24 protein-coding genes are annotated in these 26,097 nt (G+C 62.4%); 16 read left to right on the forward strand and 8 right to left on the reverse strand.

Features of this window, described 5'->3' with window-relative positions; translation table 11 throughout:
• Positions 1-50 precede the first annotated feature (50 nt).
• The 4 genes from DJ563_RS16400 to DJ563_RS16415 form a co-directional block, all read right to left on the reverse strand.
• Complete coding sequence (locus DJ563_RS16400; protein WP_274099875.1) at positions 51-1,412, reverse strand: amino acid permease; 1,362 nt, start codon at positions 1,410-1,412, stop codon at positions 51-53.
• Between the two features lie 56 nt (positions 1,413-1,468).
• A complete protein-coding gene (locus DJ563_RS16405) occupies positions 1,469-2,410 on the reverse strand; it encodes an AEC family transporter (protein WP_033701128.1) in 942 nt (313 codons plus the stop codon).
• A 172-nt stretch (positions 2,411-2,582) separates the two neighbouring features.
• Entirely contained in the window at positions 2,583-3,143 is a 561-nt protein-coding gene (locus DJ563_RS16410; protein ID WP_033701129.1) for a response regulator transcription factor, read from the reverse strand.
• The gene (locus DJ563_RS16415; protein ID WP_033701130.1) at positions 3,143-4,399 is read right to left on the reverse strand and encodes an ATP-binding protein; all 1,257 of its coding nucleotides are present in this window, start codon (positions 4,397-4,399) and stop codon (positions 3,143-3,145) included. Before DJ563_RS16415 ends, DJ563_RS16410 begins: the two co-directional genes overlap by 1 nt.
• A gap of 201 nt (positions 4,400-4,600) precedes the next feature.
• Between DJ563_RS16415 and DJ563_RS16420 the strand changes: the two genes are divergently transcribed.
• The 8 genes from DJ563_RS16420 to DJ563_RS16455 all read left to right on the forward strand — a co-directional run bounded on the left by DJ563_RS16420 (position 4,601) and on the right by DJ563_RS16455 (position 14,583).
• Positions 4,601-5,317 carry an SIMPL domain-containing protein gene (locus tag DJ563_RS16420; RefSeq protein WP_274099876.1) on the forward strand — a complete coding sequence of 239 codons (717 nt, stop codon included), beginning with the start codon at positions 4,601-4,603 and terminating at the stop codon, positions 5,315-5,317.
• A 329-nt stretch (positions 5,318-5,646) separates the two neighbouring features.
• On the forward strand, positions 5,647-7,272 hold the full coding sequence (locus tag DJ563_RS16425; RefSeq protein WP_434518035.1) for an ABC transporter substrate-binding protein: 1,626 nt from the start codon (positions 5,647-5,649) through the stop codon (positions 7,270-7,272).
• Between the two features lie 280 nt (positions 7,273-7,552).
• Positions 7,553-8,932 (forward strand): OprD family porin, encoded by a 1,380-nt coding sequence (locus DJ563_RS16430; RefSeq protein WP_274099878.1) that lies wholly within the window; start codon positions 7,553-7,555, stop codon positions 8,930-8,932.
• An 84-nt stretch (positions 8,933-9,016) separates the two neighbouring features.
• Positions 9,017-10,612, forward strand: a complete 1,596-nt coding sequence (locus DJ563_RS16435) for an ABC transporter substrate-binding protein (RefSeq protein ID WP_434518036.1) — start codon at positions 9,017-9,019, stop codon at positions 10,610-10,612.
• Positions 10,613-10,688: 76 nt separating this feature from the next.
• Positions 10,689-11,699 carry an ABC transporter permease subunit gene (locus tag DJ563_RS16440; RefSeq protein WP_016485006.1) on the forward strand — a complete coding sequence of 337 codons (1,011 nt, stop codon included), beginning with the start codon at positions 10,689-10,691 and terminating at the stop codon, positions 11,697-11,699.
• A 10-nt stretch (positions 11,700-11,709) separates the two neighbouring features.
• Positions 11,710-12,636 carry an ABC transporter permease subunit gene (locus DJ563_RS16445; RefSeq protein WP_274099880.1) on the forward strand — a complete coding sequence of 309 codons (927 nt, stop codon included), beginning with the start codon at positions 11,710-11,712 and terminating at the stop codon, positions 12,634-12,636.
• A 10-nt stretch (positions 12,637-12,646) separates the two neighbouring features.
• Complete coding sequence (locus DJ563_RS16450; protein WP_033701138.1) at positions 12,647-13,615, forward strand: ABC transporter ATP-binding protein; 969 nt, start codon at positions 12,647-12,649, stop codon at positions 13,613-13,615.
• On the forward strand, positions 13,615-14,583 hold the full coding sequence (locus DJ563_RS16455) for a peptide ABC transporter ATP-binding protein (RefSeq protein WP_434518037.1): 969 nt from the start codon (positions 13,615-13,617) through the stop codon (positions 14,581-14,583). The genes DJ563_RS16450 and DJ563_RS16455 overlap by 1 nt, the downstream gene beginning before the upstream one ends.
• A 213-nt stretch (positions 14,584-14,796) precedes the next feature.
• Here DJ563_RS16455 and DJ563_RS16460 read toward each other — a convergent pair whose 3' ends face one another.
• Complete coding sequence (locus tag DJ563_RS16460) at positions 14,797-15,690, reverse strand: hypothetical protein (protein WP_434518038.1); 894 nt, start codon at positions 15,688-15,690, stop codon at positions 14,797-14,799.
• Positions 15,691-15,890: 200 nt separating this feature from the next.
• On the opposite strand from DJ563_RS16460, the gene DJ563_RS16465 reads away from it, so the two are divergent.
• From DJ563_RS16465 to DJ563_RS16480, 4 genes are all read left to right on the forward strand, one after another.
• Positions 15,891-16,700, forward strand: a complete 810-nt coding sequence (locus DJ563_RS16465) for a helix-turn-helix domain-containing protein (RefSeq protein ID WP_434518039.1) — start codon at positions 15,891-15,893, stop codon at positions 16,698-16,700.
• A gap of 64 nt (positions 16,701-16,764) precedes the next feature.
• Entirely contained in the window at positions 16,765-18,171 is a 1,407-nt protein-coding gene (locus tag DJ563_RS16470) for an NAD(P)/FAD-dependent oxidoreductase (RefSeq protein ID WP_434518040.1), read from the forward strand.
• Positions 18,172-18,203: 32 nt separating this feature from the next.
• On the forward strand, positions 18,204-18,545 hold the full coding sequence (locus DJ563_RS16475) for a cupin domain-containing protein (protein WP_434518041.1): 342 nt from the start codon (positions 18,204-18,206) through the stop codon (positions 18,543-18,545).
• A gap of 52 nt (positions 18,546-18,597) precedes the next feature.
• The gene (locus DJ563_RS16480; protein WP_274099790.1) at positions 18,598-19,677 is read left to right on the forward strand and encodes a polyamine ABC transporter substrate-binding protein; all 1,080 of its coding nucleotides are present in this window, start codon (positions 18,598-18,600) and stop codon (positions 19,675-19,677) included.
• A 125-nt stretch (positions 19,678-19,802) separates the two neighbouring features.
• On the opposite strand, the gene DJ563_RS16485 is transcribed toward DJ563_RS16480, so the two are convergent.
• The 3 genes from DJ563_RS16485 to DJ563_RS16495 form a co-directional block, all read right to left on the reverse strand.
• On the reverse strand, positions 19,803-21,386 hold the full coding sequence (locus tag DJ563_RS16485) for a peptide chain release factor 3 (RefSeq protein ID WP_033701146.1): 1,584 nt from the start codon (positions 21,384-21,386) through the stop codon (positions 19,803-19,805).
• Positions 21,387-21,488: 102 nt separating this feature from the next.
• On the reverse strand, positions 21,489-21,818 hold the full coding sequence (locus DJ563_RS16490) for a helix-turn-helix domain-containing protein (protein ID WP_033701147.1): 330 nt from the start codon (positions 21,816-21,818) through the stop codon (positions 21,489-21,491).
• A complete protein-coding gene (locus tag DJ563_RS16495) occupies positions 21,802-22,134 on the reverse strand; it encodes a type II toxin-antitoxin system RelE/ParE family toxin (protein ID WP_258714449.1) in 333 nt (110 codons plus the stop codon). Before DJ563_RS16495 ends, DJ563_RS16490 begins: the two co-directional genes overlap by 17 nt.
• A gap of 435 nt (positions 22,135-22,569) precedes the next feature.
• On the opposite strand from DJ563_RS16495, the gene DJ563_RS16500 reads away from it, so the two are divergent.
• From DJ563_RS16500 to DJ563_RS16515, 4 genes are read left to right on the forward strand one after another with little or no spacing between them, the layout of a single operon-like run.
• On the forward strand, positions 22,570-23,283 hold the full coding sequence (locus tag DJ563_RS16500) for an ABC transporter permease (RefSeq protein WP_033701148.1): 714 nt from the start codon (positions 22,570-22,572) through the stop codon (positions 23,281-23,283).
• A 13-nt stretch (positions 23,284-23,296) separates the two neighbouring features.
• Complete coding sequence (locus DJ563_RS16505) at positions 23,297-24,208, forward strand: glycine betaine ABC transporter substrate-binding protein (RefSeq protein WP_095064044.1); 912 nt, start codon at positions 23,297-23,299, stop codon at positions 24,206-24,208.
• Entirely contained in the window at positions 24,205-24,858 is a 654-nt protein-coding gene (locus DJ563_RS16510) for an ABC transporter permease (protein ID WP_008090677.1), read from the forward strand. Before DJ563_RS16505 ends, DJ563_RS16510 begins: the two co-directional genes overlap by 4 nt.
• Positions 24,855-26,012, forward strand: coding sequence for an osmoprotectant ABC transporter ATP-binding protein OsmV (locus DJ563_RS16515; RefSeq protein WP_033701154.1), 1,158 nt, complete (start codon positions 24,855-24,857; stop codon positions 26,010-26,012). The genes DJ563_RS16510 and DJ563_RS16515 overlap by 4 nt, the downstream gene beginning before the upstream one ends.
• The last annotated feature ends 85 nt before the right edge of the window (positions 26,013-26,097 follow it).

Consider the following 26,097-nt stretch of genomic DNA (forward strand, 5'->3'; position numbering starts at 1 on the left):
GTGCCATAAGGGGTAGCGTCAAGGCGGCCAGGCTCAAGCCAGGTGCTTTGTCAGCCCCTCGCCTGCCGCGCCTTCTTCAACCGGAACGCCACCCACAGCACCGCGATCCACCCCGGAATCAACATCACCGAAATACGAATCGGCGGCGTCAGGTACATCACCACCAGAATCAGCACGATGAAGGCCAGGCACAGGTAATTGGTGATCGGGTGCCCCCAGCTCTGATAAAACGGGGTAATGCCCGCGCCCAGTTTGGCCTTGCGGAACTTCAGGTGGGTAATGCTGATGCTCGCCCAGTTGATCACCAGCGCCGACACCGCCAGGGCCATCAGCAAACCGAAGGCTTCCCCCGGCATCAGGTAGTTGATCAATACGCACAGGCCAGTGGCGAACGCCGAAACGCCCAGCGCCGTCAGCGGGACGCCACTGCGGCTGACCTTGAGCAACTGACGCGGCGCATCGCCCTGGCTGGCCAGGCCGAACAGCATGCGGCTGTTGGCGTAGACACAGCTGTTGTAAACCGACAGCGCAGCCGTCAACACCACGACGTTGAGGATGGTCGCCACCAGGTCGCTGTCCAGCTCATGGAAGATCATCACGAACGGGCTCCCCCCCTGCACCACCTTCTGCCATGGGTACAGCGACAGCAGCACCGCCAAGGCGCCAATGTAGAAAATCAGGATGCGGTAGACCACCTGGTTGGTGGCCTTGGGGATGCTCTGACGCGGGTTGTCCGCCTCGGCAGCGGTGATACCCACCAGCTCCAGCCCACCGAAGGAGAACATGATCACGGCCAGGGCCATGACCAGGCCAGTGACGCCGTTAGGGAAGAAACCACCGTACTGCCACAGGTTGGCCACGCTGGCATCCGGGCCGCCATGGCCGCTGCTCAGCAGCCAGGCACCAAAGCCGATCATGCTGACGATGGCCACCACCTTGACCAGGGCGAACCAGAACTCCATCTCACCGTAGACCTTCACCTGCGTCAGGTTGATGAGGTTGATGACCACGAAGAAGATCGCCGCCGTCGCCCAGGTAGGGAAGTCTGGCCACCAGTACTGCACATAGATGCCCACCGCCGTCAGCTCGGCCATGCCCACCAGCACGTACACCACCCAGTAGTTCCAGCCCGAGACGAAGCCTGCAAATTCGCTCCAGTACTGGTGAGCAAAGTGGCTGAAGCTGCCGGCGACCGGCTCTTCGACCACCATTTCGCCAAGCTGGCGCATGATGAAGAAGGCCATCAGGCCGGCAATGGCATAGCCCAGCAAAACGGAAGGGCCAGCCAGCTGAATGGTCTGGGCGATCCCCAGAAACAGCCCCGTGCCGATGGCCCCACCCAGCGCGATCAGCTGGATATGGCGGTTCTTCAACCCGCGCTGCAAGCGCTCGGGCGTGCTCTGGTCTTGCATGAAGTGTCCTTTAGCTCAGTGAGGCAGTGTTATTGCTGTTATTTGCAGTCAAGGATCTAGATCCATCCGCCCCACTGCAAGATGAAAATACCGATATTGGTGGTGATCGCCGCCATTAGCGTCGTGATCACGATGATCGAGGCAGCCAATTCATGGTTGCCATTGGCCGCCCGTGCCATCACGTAGCTGGCCGCAGCGGTAGGGCTGCCGATGTACAGGAACAGGATGCCCAGCTCGGCACCGCGGAAACCGCACAGCCAGGCACCCAAAGTGCCGACCAACGGCAACCAGACCATCTTCACCAGGCTGGCATCGATCGCCAGCCTGCCACTGTCACGCAGCGCCGCCAGCGACAGGGTACCGCCAATGCAGATCAGCGCCAGCGGCAGGGTCATCTGCGCCAGGTAGTCGCCCGAGGTGAGCAACCAGTTAGGCAGCGGCACCTGGCCGTAGGCCATGGGCGTTGCCACCAGCACACTGAGGATCAAGGGGTTGCTGAAGATGCTCTTGCAGATGCTCCACGGGTCGGACTTGAGGTCCGGGCTGTACACCGCCAGCACCACCGCCGACAGCGAGTTGTACATGAGGATCACCAGGCCTGCCAGTACCGCCCCTAGCGAGATACCGTAGTCGCCGTACAGGCTGGCGGCCAGCGCCAGGCCGATCACGCCGTTGTTGCCGCGAAATGCGCCTTGGGTGTAGATGCCGCGGTCTGCCGGCGGGCAACGCCAGAGAGCCAGGCCCCAGGCCACGGCGAAGCCGACCAGGGTAGCAGCGACGAAATACAGGATGACGCCGGGTTTGACTGCGGCCGCCAGGTCGGCGTGGTAGATGCCCAGGAACAGCAGCGCCGGCATGCAGACATTGAACACCAGCTGCGACGCGACACGGTTGAAGTTGTCGTCGATCAGGTGGATGCGTTTGAGCAGTATGCCCATGAACAGCATGGCGAAGACTGGCGCCGTGATGTTCAGCGTCTGGATAAGAAGGGCGAGCATGCGATCCTGCAGGGAGTTGCCGTCAGGGGGCTAATGATACGTCAACGGCTGCGAGTTGCGGGGATCAGGATGCGATACAGAGACGTGTCTGACAGCCAGGGACCGTTCGCGGGGCAAGCTCGCGCCCATAATTTGTGGGAGCGGGCTTGCCCGCGAACGGGTCAGCGCCGGCTTAGCGCCGAACCGGTCGCTTCTGCAGCTTGCGCTGCAAGGTCCGCCGGTGCATGCCCAACGCCCGCGCCGTGGCCGAGATATTGCCTTCGTGTTCGTTCAGCACGCGCTGGATGTGCTCCCACTGCAGGCGGTCGACCGACATCGGGTTTTCCGGCACCAGGGCATCCAGGTCAGCGTGCTCGGAAAGCAGCGCCGCGAGTACATCGTCAGCATCGGCCGGCTTGCACAGGTAGTTGCAGGCACCGCGTTTGACTGCCTCGACTGCGGTGGCGATGCTCGAGTAACCGGTGAGGATCACCACCCGCATCTCCGGGTCCAGCTCCAGCAGCTTGGGCAGCAGCACCAACCCCGAGTCACCTTCCATCTTCAGGTCCAGCGTGGCGTAGTCCGGCAGGTCCTGCTGGGCCAGGATCAGCCCCTCCTCGGCCGAGCCTGCGGTGCTCACGCGGAACCCGCGGCGGCTCATGGCGCGCGCCATGACCCGGGTAAAGGTGGCATCGTCATCCACCAGCAGCAGGTGCGGCAGCTCTTCGCCTTCAACCTGGATATCTTCACTCATCATTCATCTCCTCGCTTGCCATGGGGCAGGCGCAGTTCGGTCAGGGTGCCACCCTGCTCATGACTATAGAGTTTCACCGAACCGCCCGCACGCGTCACGCTGGCCTTGCTCAAGAACAGGCCCAGGCCGAAGCCTTTGCCCTTGGTGGTAATAAAGGGTTTGCCAATCGCTTCGGCGATTGCCGGGGGCACACCAGGGCCATGGTCACGAATGCTGATGACAATGTCCTCGGCGTCCCAGTCCAGGCGCACCTCAAGGTCGTCCGGGCACGCGTCGGCTGCATTGTTCAGCAGGTTCAGCAGGGCCTGGGTCAGGTCAGGTGGCGGCGTCAGCCGGGGTACCTGGCCATCCCTGAGCCGCTGGAAGCGGTAGCTGGCCTCGGGCCGCATCAGGTGCCAACGGTTGAGCGCCTCGTCCAGCCAGACGGTGACGTCCTGCTCGACCATTGCCAGGCGGCGGTTGGCCTCGGCGGCACGCACCAGTTGCTGCAAGGTTTCTTTGCACAGTTTGACCTGGTCCTGAAGGATCTGCAGGTCTTCCTGCAACAAAGGGTCCGGGTGGTCCTGGCGCATTTCGTTAAGCAGTACGCTCATGGTCGCCAGCGGTGTGCCCAGCTCATGGGCAGCGCCGGCGGCCTGGGTGGCCACGGCCAGCAATTGCTCATCGCGCAGGCTCTCTTCACGGCGCTCGGAGCGCAGTTGTTCCTGGCGCCGCAGCTCCTCGGCCATGCGCGCGGCAAAGAAGGTGATGACTGCGGCTGCCAGGGCGATGCTCAGCCACATGCCGTAGACCTGCATCTTGTCCCGCGCCATCGGCAACCCTTCAAGCGGGTAGAACTGCACCAGCAGCAGGCTGTAGGCCGTCAGCGCGATGCCCGAAAGGATCAACGAATACAGCCAAGGCAAGGTCACTGCGGCAATGGCCAGCGGCACAAGGTAATAAGAAACGAACGGGTTGGTCGAGCCGCCGGAGTAATACAGCAAGGCACTGTGGATCAACAGGTCGCAGGCAAGCTGCAGTGCATACTCAAGTTCAGTGACCGGCAGCGACAGGCGCAGGCGCAACGCGGTAAACGCACACAGGATGGACGACAGCGCCAGCGTCGCTGCCAGCGAAAACCATGGCAAGGGCAGCAGGTCGGTCCAGTAGGCGACGCCCACCGAGCCTGCCTGGGCAGCCAGGACCAGCACGCGGATGACAGTCAGGCGCCAGAGGTTCTGACGGGTAGCGGACAACGGTTGTACGTCAGCGAGCATGAGCTCTCCTGATGAGTGCTCCAGAAAATCGGCTGGAGTATACCGAAGCCGGGCGCCTCGCTGCAGCGATGCGGCAAAGCGCCACACTTTGTCACAGGTGCATAGTGGCACTTTTGAACCCACTACACTGTTCCCGGTCTGATGGGCCATGCGTGGAATGGATACCAGATCCCACGCCCTTTTATTGCCAAGGAGTCTTACATGCAAATCCCTCGTCGCGGCACTGCCCTGATCCTGTCGTGCGGGCTGCTCGCCAGCCTGCCTGCGCTGGCGGCCGAAGAGCCGCGCTTCAACCAGGTATCGCTGCGTGCCGAAGTCAGCAAGGAAGTGCCGCGCGACCTGATGGTCGTGACCCTCTACAGCGAAGCGCAGAACACCGACCCGGGCAAGCTTGCCAAAGAGATCACCGAGACCATGAACAAGGCTGTGCAGCAGTCTCGCCAGGTCAAGGATGTGAAGATCAGCCAGGGCAGCCGCAACAGCTACCCGGTGTACGACAGCAAAGGGCAAAAGATCACCGGCTGGCGTGAACGTGCCGAGCTGCGCCTGGAGAGCGCCGACTTCCCAGCCCTGTCGCAACTGACCGCCGACCTGCTGCAAACGCTGAAAATGGGCGGCATGGACTTCTCCATCGCCCCGGCCACGCGCAAGGCCAGCGAGGACGACCTGCTCAAGGACGCCGTCAATGCCTTCAAGGCACGCGCTCAGTTGGCCACCGAGGCACTGGGTGGCAAGGGCTACAAAGTGGTCAACCTCAACCTCAACAGCAGCGGTTACCCACGCCCTTATATGCGCAGCGCACCGATGGCCATGAAGGCCATGGCGGGTGACGAAGCGGCACCGGCGCCGGATATCGAGGCGGGCACCAGCGAAGTCAGCATGAATGCCGATGGCTTGATCGAAGTTCAGATGCCTTGAGGCACAAGGGGGCGCGTTGCGCCCCTTTCTGAGCGGCCCCTGCGCCCGGCAAGGCCACTTTTAGCGTTTTCAGACATCTCCTACGCACCCTGACGGTGCATGCCTACATTTCCCTCCCCCCGAAACATTCAGCAAAAAGCCATCATTTTGCCCTCGCAAACGTTCAACTTCGCCGAAAGTTATACCGATGCGACATCCATGTACGGCCGTACCACCTTTCTGGCGCCAACTATCCTTCCGAGTGTTGCATTGGGAATAGCGCCTGCATAAGTATCCTCAGGTCGGCTCACGAGGCCACCTCAATCAAAAATGACAACAATGAGGCCACCATGCTCAAACACGCAGTCATTCCGTTCCTGCTTGGCGCAGGTTTGCTCGCTGGCGCACCCCACACCCACGCGGCGTCCAACCTGGTGTTCTGCTCCGAAGGCAGCCCCGCCGGCTTCGACCCAGGGCAGTACACAACGGGAACCGACTTCGACGCCTCGGCCGAGACCGTGTTCAACCGCCTGACCCAGTTCGAACGTGGCGGTACCGCCGTGATTCCGGGCCTGGCGACAAAATGGGAAGTGTCCGACGACGGCAAGGCCTACACCTTCCACCTGCGCGAAGGGGTCAAGTTCCACACCACTGACTACTTCAAGCCAAGCCGCCCATTCAATGCCGACGACGTGCTGTTCACCTTCAACCGCATGCTCGACAAGGACCACCCGTTCCGTAAGGCCTACCCCACCGAGTTCCCCTACTTCACCGACATGGGCATGGACAAGAACATTGCCAAGCTGGAGAAAGTCGACGAACACACGGTCAAGTTCACCCTCAACGACGTCGACGCCGCGTTCATCCAGAACCTGGCAATGAGTTTCGCCTCCATTCAGTCGGCCGAGTACGCCGACCAGTTGCTCAAGGGTGGCAAGGCCGCCGACCTCAACCAGAAGCCGATCGGCACCGGCCCGTTCGTGTTCAGCAAGTATCAGAAAGACGCGCAGATCCGTTTCAAGGGCAACAAGGACTACTGGAAACCCGAAGACGTGAAGATCGACAACCTGATCTTCGCCATCACCACCGATGCCTCCGTGCGCATGCAGAAGCTGAAGAAGGGCGAGTGCCAGGTCACCTTGTTCCCGCGGCCGGCGGACATCGAGCCGCTCAAGGCCGACAAGAACCTGCAGATGCCGCATCAGGCCGGCTTCAACCTCGGTTACATCGCCTACAACGTGATGGACAAGATCAAGGGCAGCGACGCGCCCAACCCCATGGCCAAGCTCGAAGTGCGCCAGGCACTGGACATGGCGGTGGACAAGAAGAAGATCATCGAATCGGTTTACCAGGGTGCCGGTCAGTTGGCGGTAAACGGCATGCCGCCCACCCAGTGGTCCTATGACGACAGTATCAAGGACGCCACCTACGACCCGGAAAAGGCCAAACAGCTGCTCAAGCAAGCCGGCATCAAGGAAGGCACCGAGGTCACCCTGTGGGCCATGCCGGTGCAACGCCCGTACAACCCCAATGCCAAGCTGATGGCTGAAATGCTGCAAGCCGACTGGGCCAAGATCGGCATCAAGGCAAAAATCGTCAGCTATGAATGGGGCGAGTACATCAAGCGCTCAAAAGGCGGCGAACAAGGCGCCATGCTGATTGGCTGGAGCGGCGACAACGGTGACCCGGACAACTGGCTGGGTACCCTGTACGGCTGCGATGCCATCGACGGCAACAACTTCTCCAAGTGGTGCTACAAGCCTTACGACGACCTGATCAAGCAGGCCAAGGCCACCTCGGACCAGGCCAAGCGCACCGAGCTGTACCAGCAGGCGCAGCACATCCTCAAGGAGCAGGTGCCGATCACCCCGATCGCCCACTCCACCGTGTACCAGCCCATGAGCGCCAAGGTGAAGGACTTCAAGATCAGCCCGTTCGCGTTGAACGCCTTCTACGGCGTCAGCGTGGACAAATAGGGTAGATCCCGGTACCCGCCAAGCGGCGGGTGCCAGCCCCGTCAGATCCGATCACAGCATACCGCCCCGCCGCCATCCGCAGCGGGATCGGCGAACTGTTGCTGCCATTCGTACCCCGAGGCGGCGACACAGTGTGAGTGTTGATTAGGCACTAGCCGCTACAAACAACACCCCTCCCCCTGATTAGCCCGGCAACCCCGGGCAACTCTGGCAACACCGCAGCAACACGCCCGGCTCACAAGGCCGGTAATAACTAGAAAAAGGAAAGGGAGTTTTCACCTTGAGACTATTCACCTCAACCGCACTGGCATTGACCCTCGGCAGCGTCTGCTCCGTGGCCGAAGCCGAACCCCAAAGCCAGGCCTACGTCCCCCTCAGCCTCAAGACCAGCAGCGAACAAGACCAGGCGACCGGCTTCATCGACGGCCAAAGCGTCTCTGGCAGCACCCGCAACTGGTATGCCCGCGAGCGCGCCACCCGCGCGCCGCTCTGGAAGTACTACAAGCGCGACGGTACTCGCCACGACACCCACAGCCGCGAGAACTGGCTGCAGGGCACCATCCTCAACTACAGCTCGGGCTTTACCCAAGGCACCGTGGGTTTTGCCGTCGAAGCCGCCGGCTACAACGCCATTGCCCTGCAACAAAGCCGCGAGGCGATCGCCGGGCCCAACAACCGCACGCTGACCCACAGCGACGGCGACCCCGTCGGCCAGTGGAGCAAACTGGGCCTGGGCAACATCAAGGCCCGGGTGTCGAACACCACCCTCACTCTCGGCCGCCAGTCGGTGGACACGCCGATGATCGCCTACATCGGCAACCGCGCCCTGCCATCGAGTTTCCAGGGCGCCTTCTTGCACAGCGCCGAATTCGACAACCTGTCGTTCGACCTGGGCACCTTCGACCGCGTCTCGCCCCGTACCGAACAGAGCCTCAGCAAGTTCCGCACCGAGTACGGCGCCGCCGGCGTCGAGACCGACCGCGCCAGCACGGCCGGGGTCAACTACCAGCCGTTCAAAAGCCTGAGCACCAGCCTGTACGCCACCAAGGTCGACGACTTCTGGAACCAGTACTACTTTGGCGCCAACCACGTGCTGGGCGACAGCGCCGTGCTCAGCCTGAGCACCGGCCTGAACTACTACAAGACCGTGGATGCAGGCAGCAAGAAGATGGGCGAGATCGACAACGACACCTACAGCCTGTCGCTCGCCCTCACCCACCAGGCCCACACCCTCAGCGCGTCATGGCAACAGGTCAACGGCAACGAGTACTTCGACTACCTGCACGAAACCAACGGCATCTACTTGGCCAACTCGCTGCTCTCGGACTTCAACGGCCCGAACGAGAAATCGCTGCAGCTTTCCTACGTGCTGAACATGGCGCCGTATGGCGTGCCGGGCCTCAAGTTCAACCTGTACAACGCACGCGGTTGGGGCATCGATGGCACCCATTACCGGGGCACTGCCTATGACGTCAACGGCATGGACGGCGAGACCCACTACGAGTGGGGCGTCGGCACCAGCTACGCCGTGCAGAGCGGCCCGCTGAAGGACACCAGCATCCGCGCCACCTACACCGCGCACCGCGCCAGCAAGGCGCAGGCCGATGGCAGCCTGGACGAGTTCCGCCTGGTGACCACCATTCCGTTCAACATCCTCTGACCGATGACGCCACGGCCTGCTTCACCCAGTGAAAAAAACAGGCCGTGGCGGCTACGCTGGAATCAATGCTTGCAGGGAGTAATCATGAAATCGCTACCGCTCCACGCTGCCTTGGCAGCGCTCATCCTGGGCAGCGCCGCGCCGCTTGCGGCCAAGCCGCTGGTGGTGTGCACCGAAGCCAGCCCCGAGGGTTTCGACGTCGTCCAGTACACCACTGCCGTGACATTCGATGCCTCGTCCGAAACGCTGTTCAATCGCCTGGTCGATTTCACACCTGGGACTACCGACATCCAGCCAGCCCTGGCCGAGCGCTGGGACATCTCAGCCGATGGCCTGACCTACACCTTCCACCTACGCCAGGGGGTGAAGTTCCACACCACCGACTACTTCACCCCAACCCGCGACTTCAATGCCGATGACGTGCTGTGGAGCCTGCGCCGCCAACTCGACCCGCAACACCCCTGGCACGACAAGACCAGCGTCGGCTACCCGTATTTCGAAAGCATGGCCTTTGGCAAATTGCTCAAGTCGGTGGACAAGACCGACGATCGCACCGTGGTCATCACCCTGACCCGCCCTGAAGCACCGTTTCTGCGCGACATGGCCATGGGCTTCACCTCGATCTACTCGGCCGAGTACGGCGACCAGTTGCTCAAGGCTGGCAAGACCGGCGACCTCAACAGCAAGCCGATCGGCACCGGCCCGTTCATCTTCCAGCGCTACAACAAGGACGCCCAGGTCCGCTACAAGCCCAACCCGGACTATTTCCGTGGCAGGCCACCGGCCGATGCCCTGATCTTCGCCATCGCCAACGACAGCAACGTACGCCTGCAAAAGCTGCGCGCCAACGAATGCCAGGTGGCGTTGTACCCCAAGCCTGAGGACGTGCCGTCGATCAAGGCCGACCCCAAGCTCAAGGTGGCCAATACCGAAGCACTGGTCACCGGCTATATCGCCATGAACACCGAACACAAATACCTCAGCGACGTGCGTGTGCGCAAAGCCATCAACATGGCCTTCGACCGCCAGGCCCACGTCGACCAGCTGTTCGGCAAAGGCAATGCCGTGGTCGGCATCAACCCCTATCCGCCGAGCATGATCGGCTTCAACCGCGACAACCAAAACCCACCGCGCGACCTCGACCAGGCACGTGCGCTGCTCAAAGCGGCCGGTGTGCCGGACGGTACGGTCATCACCCTGTTCACCCGCAACGGCGGTGGCCCTACCAACCCCAACCCACGGCTGTCGGCGGAAATGCTCCAGGCCGACCTGGCCAAGGTCGGCATCAAGCTCGACATTCGCGTCATGGAGTGGGCAGAGATGCTGCGCCGGGCCAAAAGAGGCGAAGCCGACCTGGTTTCCACAGGCTGGGCAAGCGACAACGGCGACCCGGACAATTTCCTCACCCCGCTGCTCAGTTGCGAGGCGGCGAAAAATGGCGAGAACTACGCCCGCTGGTGCAACTCGAAATTCCAGGCGCTGATCAACCAGGCCCGTGAGGTGACCGACAACGGCGAGCGTGCAAGGCTCTATAGCGAGGCATTGAAGGTGTACGATGACGACCAGCCCTGGATCAGCATGGCCCACCCCAAGATATTTACCGCCATGCGTGAGAACGTGGAGGGTTACGTGATCAACCCTCTGACCAACAACAACTTCGCCACCACCAAGGTGAAGTAGAAAAACAACGACCGCTGGCAGCCCACACGGGGACCAGCGGCACTGCCGTACAACGGCTGATGAGGTAACCCCGACAATGTTGAGTTTTATTGCCCGGCGCCTGGGCCTGCTGATCCCGACCTTTTTCGGTATCACCTTGCTGACCTTCGCGCTCATACGCCTGATCCCCGGCGACCCGGTGGAAGTGATGATGGGCGAACGCAGGGTCGACCCCGAAATGCACGCCCAGGCCATGGAGCGCCTGGGCCTGAACAAGCCGCTGCCGGTCCAGTACCTGGACTATGTGGGCAAGCTCGCCCAGGGTGACCTGGGTGAATCGCTGCGCACCCGCGAAAGCGTGTGGACCGAATTCCTCACCCTGTTCCCCGCCACCTTGGAGTTGGCCTTTGCCGCGCTGCTGTTCGCCGGCATCGTCGGGTTGCTGGCCGGGGTGATCGCCGCGCTCAAGCGCGGCTCGCTGTTCGATCACGGGGTCATGGGCATTTCGCTCGCCGGTTACTCCATGCCGATCTTCTGGTGGGGGCTGATCCTGATCATGTTCTTCTCGGTCAGCCTGGGCTGGACGCCGGTGTCCGGGCGCATCGACCTGCTCTACGACATCGAGCCGAAAACCGGTTTCATGTTGATCGACACCCTGCTCAGCGACGAAGAAGGCGCGTTCAAGGACGCTGTGATGCACCTGATCCTGCCGGCCATCGTGCTGGGTACCATTCCGCTGGCGGTGATCGCCCGCATGACCCGCTCGTCGATGCTCGAAGTGCTGCGCGAAGACTACATCCGCACCGCCCGCGCCAAAGGCCTGTCACCGGCTCGCGTGGTGTTCGTTCACGGCCTGCGCAATGCCCTGATCCCGGTGCTCACTGTATTCGGCCTGCAGGTCGGCACGTTGCTGGCCGGTGCGGTGCTTACCGAAACCATCTTTTCCTGGCCGGGCATCGGCAAATGGCTGATCGAAGCCATCGGTGCCCGTGACTACCCCGTGGTCCAGAACGGCATCCTGTTGATCGCCTGCCTGGTGATTCTGGTCAACTTCGTCGTGGACATCCTCTACGGCCTGGCCAACCCACGCATCCGTCATCAGCGCTGAGGCCCCCGCCATGACCAGTCCACTTGCAAAACCCGTCACACCGGCCATCCCGGTGGACCAAAGCCTGCTCTACCCCTCGCCGTACAAGGAATTCTGGCACGCCTTCTCGCGCAACAAGGGCGCGGTGATGGGCCTGGCCTTCATGTGCCTGGTGGTGTTCTGCGCCCTGTTCGCCCCCTGGGTCGCCCCACATGACCCGAGCGAGCAGTACCGCGACTTCCTGCTGACCCCGCCGGTGTGGCTCGAAGGGGGTAACTGGCAATTCATCCTCGGCACCGACGAGCTGGGTCGCGACCTGCTGTCGCGGTTGATCCAGGGTGCCCGGTTGTCATTGCTGATCGGCTTGTCGTCGGTGGTGATTTCGCTGATCCCGGGGATTCTGCTGGGCCTGCTGGCCGGCTTCTTCCCGCACTTGCTCGGCCCCTCGATCATGCGCCTGATGGACGTGATGCTGGCCCTGCCGTCGCTGTTGCTGGCGGTGGCCATCGTCGCCATCCTCGGCCCCGGCCTGCTCAACACGGTGATCGCCATCGCCATCGTCTCGCTGCCCGCCTATGTGCGCCTGACCCGCGCCGCAGTGATGGGTGAACTGAACCGCGACTACGTCACCGCCGCCCGCCTGGCCGGTGCCAGCCTGCCGCGCCTGATGTTCGTCACTGTGCTGCCCAACTGCATGGCGCCGTTGATCGTGCAAGCCACCTTGAGTTTCTCTTCGGCGATCCTCGACGCCGCGGCCCTGGGCTTCCTGGGCCTGGGCGTGCAACCGCCGACCCCCGAGTGGGGCACCATGCTGGCCTCGGCCCGCGACTACATCGAACGCGCCTGGTGGGTGGTCAGCCTGCCTGGGGTGACCATTCTGCTCAGCGTGCTGGCAATCAACCTGATGGGCGACGGACTGCGCGATGCGCTGGACCCGAAACTCAAGAACGCCGCCTGAGGAGAACGCCATGTCACTGTTGCAGATCAACAACCTCAACGTGCGCTTCGGCGACGCCAACGCGGTACCCGTGGTCGACGGCCTGGACCTGGCAGTGGATGCCGGCGAGATCCTGGCCATCGTCGGCGAATCCGGCTCGGGCAAATCGGTCACCATGATGGCCTTGATGGGGCTGATCGACGCCCCCGGGCGCATCACCGCCGATACCCTGACGTTCAACGGCACCAACATGCTCAAGCTCAGCGGCCGGCAGCGGCGCAAGGTGGTGGGCAAGGACATCGCCATGGTCTTCCAGGACCCGATGACCGCGCTCAACCCAAGCTACACCGTAGGTTTTCAGATCGAGGAAGTACTGCGCCAGCACCTGGGCCTGAAGGGCAAGGCGGCGCGCCAGCGTGCCCTGGAGTTGCTGAAAAAAGTCGAGATCCCGGCCGCAGAAAGCCGCCTGGACGCTTACCCGCACCAATTGTCCGGCGGTATGAGCCAGCGCGTGGCGATTGCCATGGCGATTGCCGGTGAACCCAAGCTGCTGATCGCCGATGAGCCGACCACGGCCTTGGATGTCACCATCCAGGCGCAGATCATGGAGCTGTTGGTGAACCTGCAGAAGGAGCGCAACATGGCGCTCATCCTGATCACCCATGACCTGGCCGTGGTGGCCGAAACCGCGCGACGTGTCTGTGTGATGTATGCAGGCCAGGCCGTGGAAGTGGGCCAGGTGCCAGAGCTGTTCGACGTGCCAGCGCACCCCTACAGCGAAGCGCTGCTGGCGGCGATCCCCGAGCACAGCCTGGGTGCCGAGCGCTTGGCGACCCTGCCCGGCATCGTCCCCGGCCGCTATGACCGGCCGCAAGGCTGCCTGCTGTCGCCGCGCTGCCCCTACGTGCAGGACAACTGCCGGCAACAGCGCCCCCCCCTCGCCCCCCAGGCGCATAGCCTGGTGCGTTGCTTCTACCCGCTGAACCAGGAGGTGGCGTGATGGCCGTCGTACTCACTGCCCGCGAGCTGACTCGCCATTACGAAGTGTCCCGTGGCCTGTTCAAGGGCCACGCCCTGGTGCGCGCGCTCAATGGCGTGTCGTTCGAACTGGAGGCCGGCAAGACCCTGGCCGTGGTCGGCGAGTCCGGCTGCGGCAAGTCGACCCTGGCCCGCGCGCTGACCCTGATCGAAGAGCCCTCGTCCGGCTCGCTGCAGATCGCCGGCACCGAGGTAAAAGGCGCCAGCAAGGCTGAACGCAAGCAACTGCGCCGTGACGTGCAGATGGTCTTCCAGAGCCCTTATGCCTCGCTCAACCCACGGCAGAAGATCGGCGACCAGTTGGCCGAGCCACTGTTGATCAACACCTCGTTGAGCAAGGCCGAACGGCGCGAGAAAGTGCAGAGGATGATGGAGCAGGTCGGCCTGCGGCCCGAGCATTACCAGCGTTACCCGCACATGTTCTCGGGCGGCCAGCGCCAGCGTATCGCCCTGGCCCGGGCGATGATGCTGCAGCCCAAGGTGCTGGTGGCGGACGAGCCGACGTCGGCGCTGGACGTGTCGATCCAGGCGCAGGTGCTGAACCTGTTCATGGACCTGCAGAAGGAATTCAATACGGCCTATGTATTCATCTCGCACAACCTCGCGGTGGTGCGGCATGTGGCGGACGACGTGTTGGTGATGTACCTGGGGCGGCCGGCGGAGATGGGGCCTAAGGCGGACATCTACGAAAAGCCGCTGCATCCTTATACACAGGCATTGCTGTCAGCAACGCCGGCGATTCACCCAGACCCGTTGAAACCGAAGATCAGGATTGTCGGTGAGCTGCCCAACCCATTGAACCCGCCGGATGGGTGTGCCTTTCACAAGCGCTGCCCGTATGCGACGGAACGGTGTGGGAAGGAGGTGCCGGCGTTTCGGCAGGTAGGGACGCGGCAGGTGGCCTGCCACTATGCGGAGCAGTTTCTCTAGATCGGTGTGAGTTTTTTCGCGGGGCAAGCCCGCTCCCACAGGTACCTCGCCTGGTTGGGACATGCGAGGTACCTGTGGGAGCGGGCTTGCCCCGCGAAGGGGCGCAAAGCGCCCCCAAAAATCTCAATGCATGAATATCGCAATCAGGATAATCACCGGAATCGGCACCCCAATCATCCACAGCAGTAATGAGCGCATGATGTTTCTCCTTACTTAACGTTGAATGGTACGACGCGCGGTGTAGTCCACCCCTTCCCCTTCCCCTTCCAGCCATACAACGCGATCACGCTGACGGCCACCGAGCAGCGCGGCGAGGCTGGCGAAGAATGCCCCACACAGCAGTGCGACGAAGGTCCACAGGGCCGTCCAGGCCGCCACTTTAGCTGCCGTATCAGCGGCTTGCTGCACCTCTACCTTGGCCTGTTGAACCTGAGCGAACACTTGATCGACCCGTGCCTCGGCCTCGGCCTGGCTCAGGCGGGTACGCTGGGCCACCAGTTGCGCCAGGTAAGCGCGGTCACCTTCGGCCAGCGTCCCTTGCGCGATGGACTTGGCAATAATGCGCGCCGCAATACCATTGGCTGCGTCGTCACTGACAGGTGCCGGGCCATCATTGCGGAACAGGCTGTCAACGAAATAGGCATTGGGATCAGGCTTTGGCGCCATGCTGGCAGCAGCCCCTACCGCGCTTGCCCCGGCCTGTGCACCGGCAGTGGCAAGGCCACCAGCGGTGCTCAGGATCAACATGGCCGCCACCAGCGTGGCCACTGCCCAGGCGAGGAAGCCATGGGCCGTATCACGAAAATACACTTCATCACCGTGCAGATTGGCCCACTTCACCCGCAGCCGACCGGCGATATAGCCGCCCAAGCCTGAGGCGAAGATCTGTGTCAGTAGCAGCCAGATGATCGCCGAAACACCCAGGGTCTGGGCGCTGGCGCCTTCATCAGCCCAGGGCGAGGTAGCCGCGAAGCCTAGCCCCGCACCCAGCACCACAAGGATCAATGACAACGCGGCAGCCGCTGCGGCCCCCGCGAAAATGGCCGCCCAGGACACGCCAGAGCGATGCTGTGAATCGACATACGGGTAATCGGCAGAGGGGATCATGGTTTTTCGCCTTTGTAGTGATCGACAAGTCCGTTCGCCCTAGAGCCGGTGCAGGGGATGTGCCAGTTGTGTCAAAAAATGACACCCAACTGAATCAATGACTTAAATCACTGGGCCAACCAAGGACCGTGCAAAATGCCGGATTCACCACACGCCAACGCCGTGTTCTGCAATGCCGGTTGATCTGGCACTATCTGCCCATGACCTCCCAGTACCCAACCGACGGCCCGCAGCAAACGCCCATCACCGCCGAAACCGTGATGCGCTACCACTTGTGCTGGAAGCACCGCGACCTCGACGGCGTGATGGCGCTCTACCACCCCGACGTCCAGTACCACGACTTCTTCCAGAACCGCGTGCTCGGCTTCGACGCCCTGCGCGACTACGTGAGCGTCTGCCTGCCCCATGAAGCCGGCGAGGACATCGTCCACAGCGACCGAATCCGCGTCGATGGCTGCACTGCATTCATCCAGTACCAGGTCACGGTGCAGGGTGGTGAAGGCCTGGTGGCGTTCCAGTCCAGCGAGGCGATCACCGTCAAGGACGGGCTGATCTGGCGCGTCAACGAATACGCCACGCTGGTCCGGCAGAACCACCGAGGGCAAGCCGGCAGCGGCCCGCGTCCGGCCACCAGCCGACTGGGCCTTTCACCGCGCCAGCTGTCAACCATGGCCCAGGACCTGGAGAGCTACTTCCAGCGTCAACGCCCCTACCTCGACCCTGAACTGGACTTGCAGCAGGTCGCCGATGCCAGCGGCTACAGCCGCAACCAGATCTCCTACCTGCTCAACCAGGTGCTTGGCCAAAGCTTCTACCGCTACGTGAACCAGGCGCGGCTACAGCACCTGATGGCCAGCCTGAACGACGACAGCGTCGAGGCAACGATCGATGAGCTGGCGTTCAGCGCGGGCTTCAATTCGCTATCGGCGTTCTACAAGTGCTTCCGTGAACAGACCGGGCTCACACCCAAGGCCTACCTCAAGCAAATTTCCCTGCGTGCACGCACGTAAGACAGCCCTCCCCAAACGCCACTAGGATCGCCCACAGACCTTGACGGATGTGGAGCCGAACCTGATGCAACCCCTGCGCACGCTCAGCCTGTGGATGGACCAGCTCGACGAGCCGCTGTGCGCGCGCCCGGCACTGCGCGACGACCTTGACGTTGACGTGTGCATCATCGGCGCCGGCTACACCGGCCTGTGGACCGCGTACTACCTCAAGCGCCAGGCGCCCCAGCTGAACATTGCCGTGATCGAAGCCAACATCGCCGGCTTCGGCGCCTCTGGGCGCAATGGCGGCTGGCTGATGGGCAACCTGCTCGGCGAAGACCGCCTGCTTGCCGCGCTGTCGCCGCAACAACGCCGCGTCAGCATCGACGTGCTGCATGGCATCCCCGATGAAGTCCACACCGTGCTGCAACGCGAAGCCATCGACTGCGACTACCGCAAAGGTGGCGTGCTGTACTGCGCCGCCCGCTACCCGGAACAGGAACGCAGCCTGCGTGCCTACCTCGACGACCTGTACCGCCAGGGCATGACCGAGGATGATTACCGCTGGCTGCGCCCCGAGCAACTGGACGCACAACTGCGGGTGAGCAACGCCTACGGCGCGATCTACAGCCCGCACACCGCGACCATCCAGCCCGCCAAGCTGGCCCGTGGCCTGGCCCGAGCGGTAGAGGCGCTGGGCGTGCCGATCTACGAGAACTCCCCTGCCATCGACTGGCAGCCCGGTGAAGTTCGCACCCCCTTGGCGCGCATCCGCTGCCAGTGGACGGTGCCCGCCGTGGAAGGTTATGCCGCCAGCCTGCCACCTTTGGGCAAGCATCAGCTACCGGTGCAGAGCTTGCTGGTGGCGACCGAGCCACTGCCCGATTCGACCTGGGAGCAGATCGGCCTGGCCCAGGGCCAAGCCTTCAGCGAAAGCAGCCGCCAGGTTACCTACGGCCAGCGCACCGCCGACAACCGCCTGGTGTTCGGCGCCCGTGGTGGCTACCGCTTCGGTGGCCGCCTGCGCGAAGACTTCACCCTGACCGAAGCCGAAGTCGAACTGCGCCGCTACCTGTTCAGCGAGCTGTTCCCGCAGCTCAAGCATGTGCGCATCACCCACTCCTGGGGCGGCAACCTGGGCATGGCCCGACGCTTCCGACCGCACATGCTGTGCGACCGCCAGCGCGGCATCGCCTTGGCCGGCGGCTACGGCGGCGAGGGGGTCGGCGCCACCAACCTTGGCGGGCGGACGTTGGCGGCACTGATCCTCAACCAGCACAACGCACTGACCGCGCAACCCTGGGTACTCGACAACCGCCCGTTGTCGAGCCTGGCCAGCTGGCCACCCGAGCCCTGCCGCTGGTTGGGCTACAACGCGATCATCCAGAGTTTCGTCCACGAGGACCGCACCCTCGCCAACCGCGCCAGCGCACCGTGGCGGCGGCGCCTGGCCAGCTCACTGGCAGATTTCATGGAAGGCTTCATGCACTGACTTACCGTTCACCTACACAGGATCCACCGGTCATGAGCATCACCCACTTCAAACACACCGAAAGCGCCGTTCTTGAAAGCTCCAACCCGGTCGCAGTGCCGCTCGGCGAGCCCGTGGCGGTGACCTCGGTCACCTGCGTGGAGCGCAGCGATGGCGTCGAAACCGGCATCTGGGAGTGCAGCCCCGGGCGCTGGCGACGGCAGATCGTGCAACAAGAGTTCTGCCACATCATCAAGGGCCGCTGCACCTTCACCCCCGACGGTGGCGAGCCCCTCTACATAGAAGCCGGAGACGCACTGACGCTACCGGCCAACAGCACCGGCACCTGGGACATCCTGGAGACCGTGCGCAAGACTTACGTGCTTATTTTCTGATCCGCTGATCGCCTGCCTTCGATAACAACAGACAAAGCAAGGTAAACCCGACATGCGCACCCTTCTTCTTGCACCTCTGATGCTGGCCGTCAGCATGGCCAACGCCGCCGACACGGTGAAGATCTACAACTGGTCCAGCTACGTCGCGCCCGACACCCTGAAGCACTTTCAGCAAACCACCGGCATCAATCCCACCTACGACGTGTACGACAGCAACGAAACCCTCGATGGCAAGCTGATGACCGGTAATTCCGGCTACGACGTGGTGTTTCCGTCCAACCACTTCATGGCCCGGCAGATCCAGGGCAAGGCCCTGAAGAAGCTGGACAAGTCGCAGTTGCCCAACTGGCAAAATCTCAACCCGGTGCTGCTCAAGGCACTGGAGGTCAACGACCCGGGCAACCAGTACGGCTTCCCATACCTCTGGGGCAGCACGGGCATTGGCTACAACATCGACAAGGTCAAGGCCGTCCTCGGCGACAACGCGCCGCTGGACTCATGGGACCTGATCTTCAAGCCCGAGTACATGAGCAAGCTGAAAAGCTGTGGCGTCGCAGTGCTGGACAACGGACCCGAGCTGCTGCCGATTGCCTTGCACTACCTGGGCTTGCCGCATCACAGCCAGGACCCGAAGGACTACGAGAAGGCCAAGGACTTGCTGATGAAGGTGCGGCCGTACATCAGCTACTTCCATTCATCCAAGTACACCGGTGACCTGGCCAATGGCGATATCTGCGTGGTGGTGGGCTTCTCCGGTGATGTGCTGCAGGCGAAAAACCGCGCTGATGAAGCGAAGAATGGGGTGAAGGTGGGCTATTCGATCCCCAAGGAAGGCGCGCCGATGTGGTTCGACATGGTTGCCATGCCGGCCGATGCCCCGGATGAGAAGGCGGGTTATGCCTACATGAATTATCTGCTGCAACCGGAGGTGATGGCCAACATCAGTAACCACGTGCAGTACGCCAACGGCAACCTCAAGGCTGACGGCCTGGTGGACCCGGCGATGAAGGGCAATACAATGATTTACCCCAGTGACGAAGTGATGGGCAAGCTGTATGCGCTGGAGGCGATGCCGGCCAAGCTCGACCGCATTCGCACCCGGATCTGGACCAGTATCAAAGCCGGAAACTGACAACAGCTGCAAGCTTCAAGCTTCAAGCTTCAAGCTTCAAGCTTCAAGCCGCAAGCTACAAGAAAGGCGGGCCAATACAGGCTCGCTTCCACTTGTAGCTTCCAGCTTGAGGCTCGAAGCTGCTTTTAGTGGTGCTCGCGAGTAGCGCGGAATTTCACATCCGGCCAGCGCTCTTCCATCAACGCCAGGTTGACCCGGGTCGGCGCCAGGTAGGTCAGGTGGCCGCCACCGTCGATGGCCAGGTTCTCCATGGCCTTGGTCTGGAATTCCTCAAGCTTCTTCTTGTCATCACAGCTGATCCAGCGCGCCGACCACACGGTGATCGGCTCGTAGGCGCACTCGACTTTGTACTCTTCCTTCAAGCGGCTGGCGACTACGTCGAACTGCAGCACACCGACCGCACCGAGGATGATGTCGTTGCTGCGCTCGGGGAAGAACACCTGGGTCGCCCCCTCTTCGGCCAGCTGCTGCAGGCCCTGGCGCAGCTGCTTGGACTTGAGCGGGTCCTTCAGGCGCACACGGCGGAACAGCTCCGGAGCAAAGTGCGGGATACCGGTGAAGCCCAGTGCTTCGCCTTCGGTGAAGGTGTCGCCGATCTGGATGGTGCCGTGGTTGTGCAGGCCGATGATATCGCCGGCAAAGGCTTCTTCCAGCTGCTCGCGCTCGGACGAGAAGAAGGTCAGTGCGTCACCGATGCGCAGGTCCTTGCCGGTACGCACGTGGCGCATCTTCATGCCCTTCTCGTACTTGCCCGAGCAGATGCGCATGAAGGCGATACGGTCACGATGTTTCGGGTCCATGTTCGCCTGGATCTTGAACACGAAGCCTGTGAACTTCTCTTCTACCGGCTCCACGGTACGCTCGTGCGCCACACGGGCCAGCGGGCGCGGCGCCCAGTCGACAACGGCGTCGAGCACATGGTCGACACCGAAGTTGCCCAGTGCGGTACCGAAGAACACTGGGGTCAGTTGGCCGTTGATGAACTCGTCCTGATCGAATTCATGGCAGGCGCCCTGCACCAGCTCAAGCTGTTCGAGGAAGCGATCATATTCGTCACCCAGGTGCGCGCGCGCTTCATCGGAATCAAGCTTCTCGATGATTTTTACCTCGGTACGCTCATGGCCGTGGCCCGGGGTGTAGACGATGATGTAGTCGCCGGCCAGGTGGTACACACCCTTGAAGTCGCGGTAGCAACCGATCGGCCAGGTGATTGGCGCGGCCTTGATCTTCAGCACCGCCTCGATTTCGTCGAGCAGTTCGATCGGGTCGCGGATATCACGGTCGAGTTTGTTGATGAAGCTGACGATGGGCGTGTCACGCAGGCGGCAGACGTCCATCAGGGCGATGGTCCGCGGCTCTACACCTTTACCGCCGTCGAGCACCATCAGCGCCGAGTCCACCGCGGTCAGGGTGCGGTAGGTGTCTTCCGAGAAGTCTTCGTGGCCGGGGGTGTCGAGCAGGTTGATCATGTGCTCGCGGTACGGGAACTGCATCACCGAGGTGGTGATGGAGATGCCGCGCTGCTTCTCCATTTCCATCCAGTCGGAGGTGGCGTGGCGGTCGGACTTGCGCGACTTCACGGTACCGGCGACGGCAATGGCCTTGCCCATCAGCAGGAGCTTCTCGGTGATGGTGGTCTTACCGGCGTCGGGGTGGGAAATAATTGCGAAAGTGCGGCGCTTCGCGACTTCGGCGGCCTGGTTGGTCATGGGAAATCGCCTGACTGGGGGATTCGAAAAGGGGCAATATCATACCTGAGTTTGGCCGGGGACCAAAATTTGATCCCCGCCCCCCGTCGAGCGGATGCTGAGTTACTTGCTGCTAGTGGCGCTATCGGTGAACCCATCCAAGGTGACAGGAGGGCGACCCGGCATGCGCGCCACCAGCTCAAGCGTCCCCCCCATCGCTTCAACATAGCTGCGCAGTGTAGAAATCAGCATATCGGAGCGATTTTCGACCTTGGAGATGTTGCCCTGCCTGATATCCAGCCTTTCGGCCATGCTTTCCTGGGTCAGCTCAAGCTGCTTGCGCAACGCCTGCAATGTCATCTCTTCGCGTATCAGCTCACGCCCTCGCGCTTCGGCTGCCACCTGCAGTTCCAGTGGCAAACTCTCAATGACCTCATCAAGTGTCTTGGACATTGCTATCTCCTTCTCGTAAATACTTGTCGAAACGATCATCGGCCCGCTTGATCAGTCTCCGGTAAAACAGTGCTTCGCTGAGTCCCGTCTTATTTCCAGCTACCAGAGCTACGGCTTTACGCGCTGGGTCAAAAGCAAATGCAACACGCCAGACTCCATCACACGCAGAAAATCTCAGCTCTTTCATGTTGTTGTGACGAGACCCCTTCAGTGTGTCCACCCTCGGCCTACCCAGGGTTGGCCCTTGAAACTCCAATAGCCTCAGATGGGCCACGAGCTCTTTCTGGACCTGCTTGTCGAACCCTTCGAACTCCACGACGAATTCGGTACAGAAATGTATCGACCAAGACAAAATATACCCCCCAAAGAATATTCCTTCAAATTGATATCAAGGAAATCGAGAGAGGAATTTTGTCCATCAGGACAAATGGATCGAAAGCAGGTAAACCAACGCCTTAAGGTAGGAATTGCGCTGTTTTTTCGTACGAAAGTTCACTGACCCAGTGATTAACACTGGCCAAATGCCGCCTCAGATGGGAACCTTTACGCCCTCGGAGACGTCCACTCCCCTGCAACCCGCTTCGCTTGGGGACTGGTTTCATCAGCTTTTTCGGGCCCGACGGGGTTCGGCTCATGGCCTGATCGCTGCCTTGCGCACGCATCACGCTGCTACTCGCGAACACACCCACCGCCGCCAGTGATGGCCGGCAAAAAAAGAAGTGTGCTCGCCGACAACACAAGGAGTCCGCCTGTGGCTACACGCTACGGAAAAGGGCTGTTGGGATGCGCCACCGTGCTCGTCATCCTGGCCCTGCTGATCCACTGGATCGGCATCGACACGATCGCGCGTTACCGCGACGATCTTGGGTTCTACCTGCAAGCGCACCTGGTACTGGTGCTGGCTTCGATGGCGGCGGCGTTGGCCGTGGGCATCCCCGCCGGCATTGCGTTAAGTCGACCGCACCGGGTCGACAAAGCCGAACGCTTCATGCAGTTCTTCAACGTTGGCAACACCATTCCCCCTCTGGCCGTTCTGGCCATCGCGCTCAGTATCCTGGGCATCGGCGCCGGGCCCGCGATCTTCGCGCTGTTCCTCGCCTCCCTCCTGCCCATCGTGCGCAACACCTACGAGGGCCTGAAAAACGTCCCCGCCTCGCTCAAGGAAGCCGCCACCGGCATCGGCATGACCCCGCGCCAGCAACTGTGGCAGGTGGAATTGCCCAATGCCGTGCCGATCATCGTCGGCGGTGTGCGTGTGGCCCTGGCCCTGAACGTGGGCACCGCGCCCCTGGCGTTCCTGATCGGCGCCAACAGCCTGGGCAGCCTGATCTTCCCTGGCATCGCCCTGAACAACCAGCCGCAGCTGCTGCTGGGCGCCGCTTGTACGGCGCTGCTGGCACTGCTGCTCGACGCGCTGGTGAGCTTCTCCAGCAGGCGCTGGCTGGAACGTGGCCTGGCCCAATAAGAAGAGGGAACGTATGAAGAAGAGAATCGCCTTGCTGCTGGGCGCGGCCCTGCTGTTCGCAGGGTTTGCCCAGGCAGCGGACAAACCGCTGATCCGCATCGGTGCGCGGGTGTTCACCGAACAGACCGTGCTTGCCGAAATCACCGCCCAATACCTGCGCGCAAACGGCTTCGATGTGCGCGTGACCACCGGCCTTGGCAGCAACATCGCCCGCCAGGCACAAGAGACCGGCCAGCTCGACCTGATGTGGGAGTACACCGGTGTATCGCTGGTGTCATACAACCACATCGACGAACGCATGCCCAACGCCGAGGCCACCTACGCCAAGGTCAAGGCACTGGACGCGAAAAAGGGCCTGATCTGGCTGACCCCCTCGAACTTCAGCAACACCTATGCCCTGGGCCTGCCCAAGCAAGTGGCCGAAGCCTACCCGCAGGTGAACTCGATCAGCGACCTCAACCAGGTGCTGCGTGATGAACACGACCGCACCCACCTGGTGGCCCTGGACACCGAGTTCGCCAACCGCCCTGATGGCCTGGTAGGCCTGCGCGAGCTGTACGGCTTGCCGCTGGACCGCCGCAACATCCGCCAGATGGATGGCGGCCTGGTGTACACGGCCATGCGCAACAACCAGGTGTTCGCCGGCCTGGTCTACACCACGGACGGGCGCCTGAACGCCTTCGACCTCAAGCTGCTGGACGACGACAAGCACTACTTCCCCGACTACACCGCCGCCCCGGTGGTGCGCAAAGCCGTGCTCGACGCCAACCCCAACCTGGCCACCCTGCTCAAGCCGCTGGCCGAGCAGCTCGACGACGAAACCATGCGCCAGCTCAACGCCCAAGTCGACGTCGAACACCAGAACCCCACCGCCGTGGCCGCAGCCTTCCTGCGTGAGCATCCTTTGAAGGAGGTACAGCCATGAGCCTGCTCGACACCTTCGCCCACCTCGACTGGGCCCAGGTCCTGCAACTGACCTGGCAACACATCATGCTGGTCGGCATCGCCGTCAGCCTGGCCATCCTCGTCGGCGTGCCACTGGGCATCCTGATGACCCGCTTCCCGGCCGTCGCAGGCCCGCTGCAGGCCAGCGCCACGGTGCTGCTGACCATTCCCTCGATCGCCCTGTTCGGCCTGCTGCTGCCGTTCTATTCCAAGTTCGGCCAAGGCCTCGGCCCGCTGCCGGCGATCACTGCGGTATTCCTCTATTCACTGCTGCCGATCCTGCGCAACACCTACCTCGCCCTGACCAACGTCGAGCCCGGTATCCGTGAAGCCGCGCGGGGTATCGGCATGACCTTCGGCCAACGCCTGCGCATGGTCGAACTGCCGATTGCGGTGCCGGTGATCCTCGCCGGCGTGCGCACCGCCGTGGTGATGAACATCGGCGTGATGACCATCGCCGCGACCATCGGTGCCGGTGGCCTGGGCGTGCTCATCCTGACCTCCATCAGCCGCAGCGACATGTCGATGTTGCTGGTCGGCGCCGTGCTGGTCAGCCTGCTGGCGATCATCGCCGACCTGCTCCTGCAAACCCTGCAACGTGCCCTGACTCCAGAAGGACTGCGCTCATGATCGAACTCAAGAACCTCAGCAAAACCTTCAACGTCAACGGCAAGGATGTCAAAGCCGTCGACGCGGTCAGCCTGACCGTCAACGAAGGCGAAATCTGCGTATTCCTCGGCCCCTCGGGCTGCGGCAAGAGCACCACGCTGAAGATGATCAACCGCCTGATCACGCCCACCTCCGGCCAGGTGTTCATCAATGGCGAAGACACCAGCGGGCTGGACGAAGTCACCCTGCGCCGCCACATCGGCTACGTGATCCAGCAGATCGGCCTGTTCCCCAACATGACCATCGAGGAGAACATCACCGTGGTCCCGCGCCTGCTCGGCTGGGACAAGCAGAAGTGCCACGACCGCGCCCGCGAGCTGATGCACATGATCAAGCTCGAGCCAAAGCAGTACCTGCAGCGCTACCCGCGTGAGCTTTCCGGTGGCCAGCAGCAGCGTATCGGCGTGATCCGTGCGCTGGCTGCCGACGCGCCGGTGCTGTTGATGGACGAGCCGTTCGGCGCAGTCGACCCGATCAACCGCGAGATGATCCAGAACGAGTTCTTCGAGATGCAGCGGGCGTTGAACAAGACCGTGATCATGGTCAGCCACGACATCGACGAAGCGCTCAAGCTGGGCGACAAGATCGCCATCTTCCGTGCCGGCAAGCTGTTGCAGCTGGACCACCCGGACACCCTGCTGGCGCACCCGGTGGATGACTTCGTCAGCAACTTCGTCGGCCAGGACAGTACCTTGAAACGCCTGTTGCTGGTGCGTGCCGAAGACGCGGCGGACAACGCCCCGTCAGTCAGCCCGGACACGCCGGTGAGCGATGCGCTGGAGCTGCTGGACGAGCACGACCGCCGCTACGTGGTGGTGACCGATGCGCAGAACAAGGCGCTGGGCTATGTGCGCCGGCGCGACATGCACCGCCAGCAAGGGGCCTGTGGCGACTTCCTGCGCCAGTTCAATGCCACCGCATCGCACGATGAGAACCTGCGCATCCTGCTGTCGCGGATGTACGAGTTCAACCGGGCGTGGTTGCCGGTACTGGATGCCGAGCAGGTGTTTTTGGGCGAGGTGACGCAGGAGTCGATTGCGGCTTACTTGAGCTCGGGGCGATCACGCGGGGCGAAGACCAGCATCGTGTCGCCGGCTGAGGCGGTGGTTTCCTGATTTTTTGGGGGCGCTTTGCGCCCCTTTCCGACCGGTCCGGCGCCCCGGCAAGGCCGCTCCTACACACATCTGTGGGGAGCGGGCT

The organism is Pseudomonas sp. NFX1 (genome assembly GCF_051123555.1).
Taxonomy (GTDB): domain Bacteria; phylum Pseudomonadota; class Gammaproteobacteria; order Pseudomonadales; family Pseudomonadaceae; genus Aquipseudomonas; species Aquipseudomonas capeferrum.